Source organism: uncultured Streptococcus sp., assembly GCF_915066115.1.
Lineage (GTDB): Bacteria > Bacillota > Bacilli > Lactobacillales > Streptococcaceae > Streptococcus.
Window position 1 is genome coordinate 1 of the sequence record NZ_CAJZDT010000154.1, and the last position, 3,560, is coordinate 3,560.

At 37.7% G+C, this 3,560-nt stretch carries 2 protein-coding genes, 1 tRNA gene and 2 rRNA genes; 1 reads left to right on the plus strand and 4 read right to left on the minus strand.

Annotated elements, in window-relative coordinates; all coding sequences use genetic code 11:
- The coding region (locus QZ565_RS08650; RefSeq protein ID WP_295528284.1) for a YhgE/Pip domain-containing protein at positions 1 to 2,191 on the minus strand (2,191 nt) is incomplete at its 3' end.
- 128 nt (positions 2,192 to 2,319) lie between these two features.
- Here QZ565_RS08650 and QZ565_RS08655 point away from each other — a divergent pair.
- Positions 2,320 to 2,862 (plus strand): TetR/AcrR family transcriptional regulator, encoded by a 543-nt coding sequence (locus QZ565_RS08655; protein ID WP_295528287.1) that lies wholly within the window; start codon positions 2,320 to 2,322, stop codon positions 2,860 to 2,862.
- Positions 2,863 to 2,901: 39 nt separating this feature from the next.
- On the opposite strand, the gene QZ565_RS08660 is transcribed toward QZ565_RS08655, so the two are convergent.
- The 3 genes from QZ565_RS08660 to QZ565_RS08670 all read right to left on the minus strand — a co-directional run.
- Positions 2,902 to 2,975: transfer RNA gene (locus tag QZ565_RS08660), tRNA-Asn, on the minus strand.
- 10 nt (positions 2,976 to 2,985) lie between these two features.
- Positions 2,986 to 3,101, minus strand: a 5S ribosomal RNA gene (rrf, locus tag QZ565_RS08665).
- A gap of 74 nt (positions 3,102 to 3,175) precedes the next feature.
- Positions 3,176 to 3,560 (minus strand): 23S ribosomal RNA (locus tag QZ565_RS08670); the annotation flags it as partial.

The following is a 3,560-nucleotide window of genomic DNA, read 5'->3' on the forward strand; positions in this document are numbered from 1 at the left end:
GACGTCCTGAAGGCAACTTCGCAAAGATCATATTCGTTGATATTGCTGCAACAAAAAGAGCAACTGATATCATATAGGGAGCCATTGCGATTCCATTTACAGGAACTTGGTCATTGTCTGTTTTGGAAAGATTGAGTGGATTTGACAAAATCTCTGCATTTTTAGATTCTGTTGATGCTGATTTGAGTTGATTGCTAGCACTTCTTAAGCCTTGTCCTAGATCAGTAGTTCCTACTTGTAAACTTTCAATACCAGCAGTTAAAGTTGCTCCACCTTCAGCTAATTTTCCAGCACCATCTGCTATCTTCATAGCGCCACTTCCTAGTTGGGATGCTGCAGAAAGTAATTGTGTTGATTTATCTGTTAATTGATCAGAGCCAAATTGTAATTTAGTAAGACCTGCTATTAACTCTGGACTCTTATTGTTCAATTGAGCAGAACCAGATGATAGTTTTTCAATACCTGTTACTAATTCTGGAGTTTTCCCAGCTAGAGTATCCAAACCAGTTGTCAGTTTTGAAGAGTTTTCTGTCAACTTGGTTGAGCTAGAAACCAATTGATCCAAACTTGTTGTTAAAGTTGTATTCTTTTCACTTAGTTGATTTACACCTAAAGAAATAGTATCCAATCCCTTAGTATACGCATTAACTCCATTTTCAATTGATTGACTTCCGGGAACTAACTGATTATCTACAGCATTTTGCAACTGTGTAAATCCACTTGACATAGATGTCAAGGAACTAGACGCTATAGGTAAAAGTTGATTTGCTTTAGTCTGTAAAGTAGAAAGATTAGAGACTGGTTGGTTTATACTTCCTAAATTTTCTTTTAAATCTCCTGCCGTCGTTAAAATTGCTTTTGCTGACTCTATCGTAGAATTAGAATTATTTGAAACAGCTTCAGTCAATTCTTTTTTCTGAGTTTCAGTGAGAGATTGATAAGTTGCTGTTGCTTGAAGATTTGTAAGAGTTTTCTCTTGCTCTGCTTGACTATTAGTCACAATAGTTTGAGCAATAGTCGTTATATTTGTTAAGTCATTAGATATTATATTTTTAAGATCAGTATTATCTGAAACTGTAACTGATTGGAGAGCCTTATTCAACTCATCTAAACTGCTTGCTAACTGTGTTATATCCTCTTTCTGTTGAGATGAAGTATTTAATTGTGTGGATATTTCTTTGATTCCTTTATTTAATTGAGTAATACCGTCTCTCAATGTATCTGATTGACTTGATAGTTGGTTTGTACCAACAGATAATTTGTCAACTCCGCTTGTATAGGCATTGACACCAACCGAAAATTGACTGAGACCTGAATTGAGTTGTGAAACTCCACCAGCATATGACTTCATCCCTGTATTTAACTGGTTGACACCTGCAACTAATTCTGGAGTTTTCGAAGATAATTGATTAAGTCCTGTGTCAACCTGTGAAACCGCACTTGTATAGTTCTGTAAACCATCATTAAATGTTCCTAAGCCACTATTCAGTTGCTTTACTCCTGTGACATACGTTGTCAACCCTTTTGTAAATTGATCTGTTCCATCCGAAAAGGTTAAACTTGAGCTAGCTAAAGTAGCAAGATTTGAAGACAATGTCTGACTTCCTACAGCTAACTGACTGGCCCCGTTAGCCAATTGTTCACTTCCATCGGCTGCCTTCGTTAAACCGGATTTTAAATCACCCATCTTTTGAAATAAAGCTTTCGTATAGGATTCGGTTACATTAGCAGAAACATTCTGTTTTAACTGTGTCATCGCAGAATCGCTCATCTTGCTGGCAATAAAACTATGACCACTTGAAGTCTGATAATCGATTTGCATTTGCTCTGGATGATTCGTTAAAATAGAAGCTGCTTTTTCAGATAAATCACTTGGTAAAGTCACTACCATATAGTAATCGCCATCTTCCAATCCCTTCTTTCCTTCATCTTCATCTACAAAATGAAAATCCAATGATTTATTTTGCTCTAAATTAGACACCATGTCTTTTCCTATAGACATGCTATTACCATTATAGGAAGCCTCTTTATCATTATTGACAACTGCCACAGGTAAGTCAGACAATTGACCATATGGATCCCACATTGATGACAAAAATATGACATTGTACAGAGCGGGAATAAGAGAAATCCCTATCATGACAATAATAAAGGTTGGTTTTTTAAAAATTGCTTTCCATTCTTTAAACATAGTTTCTCCTTTTTTAAACATATTGTCTAAAATTTTGATATAATAGATTATACAATAAAAAATATAAATTACAAGATAAAAAAATCAATTTTTAGACACATAGTCTAATTTGTTTATAAGGAGGAAATATGCAAGAAAGTAACAAACGCTTAAAAACAAAGCGAACTATTGAAAATGCTATGGTACAACTACTGATAGAACAGCCATTTGATCAAATTTCTACTGTCAAGTTAGCAAAAAAAGCCGGAATTAGTCGTTCCAGCTTCTATACTCACTATAAGGATAAGTATGATATGATTGAGCACTATCAAAGCAAGCTATTCCATACATTTGAATATATTTTTCAAAAACATGCTCATCACAAAAGAGACGCTATTTTAGAAGTCTTTGAATATCTAGAATCAGAACCACTTCTGGCTGCCTTTCTTTCTGAAAATGGGACTAAAGAAATCCAAAATTTCTTACGAAATAAACTTCATATCATGCTCAGTACGGATTTACAAAAACGCTTTATGCAACTAAATCTAAATACCACTGAATTAGAATATAGTAGCATCTATCTAACTCATGCACTTTTTGGTGTTTGTCAAACTTGGATTGCACACGGAAAAAAAGAAAGTCCTCAAGAAATAACAGACTTCCTTATGAAAATGCTTGGTGATACAAATTGATACAAAAAAGGGAACAACACTAGTTCCCTTTTATCTATACTCCGCCAGTAGGACTCGAACCTACGACATCATGATTAACAGTCATGCGCTACTACCAACTGAGCTATTGCGGAATATTGAAAAGCGTGGCAACGTCCTACCCTCACAGGGGGAAACCCCCAACTACTATCGGCGCTAAGAAGCTTAACTTCTGTGTTCGAGATGGGAACAGGTGTATCCTTCTTGCCATCGTCACCACACTTCTCTCTTGAAAAAGCTCTCGCTCTCTCAAAACTGAATCTATATCCAAACTCTTCCTCATTCACCTTCAACCTTGGTTAAGTCCTCGACCGATTAGTACTAGTCCGCTCCATGCCTCACGGCACTTCCACTTCTAGCCTATCTACCTGATCGTCTCTCAGGGGTCTTACTCACTTAATGTGATGGGAAATCTCATCTCGAGGGGGGCTTCACGCTTAGATGCTTTCAGCGTTTATCCCGTCCACACATAGCTACCCAGCGATGCTCTTGGCAGAACAACTGGTACACCAGCGGTGTGTCCATCCCGGTCCTCTCGTACTAAGGACAGCTCCTCTCAAATTTCCAACGCCCGCGACGGATAGGGACCGAACTGTCTCACGACGTTCTGAACCCAGCTCGCGTGCCGCTTTAATGGGCGAACAGCCCAACCCTTGGGACCGACTACAGCCCCAGGATGC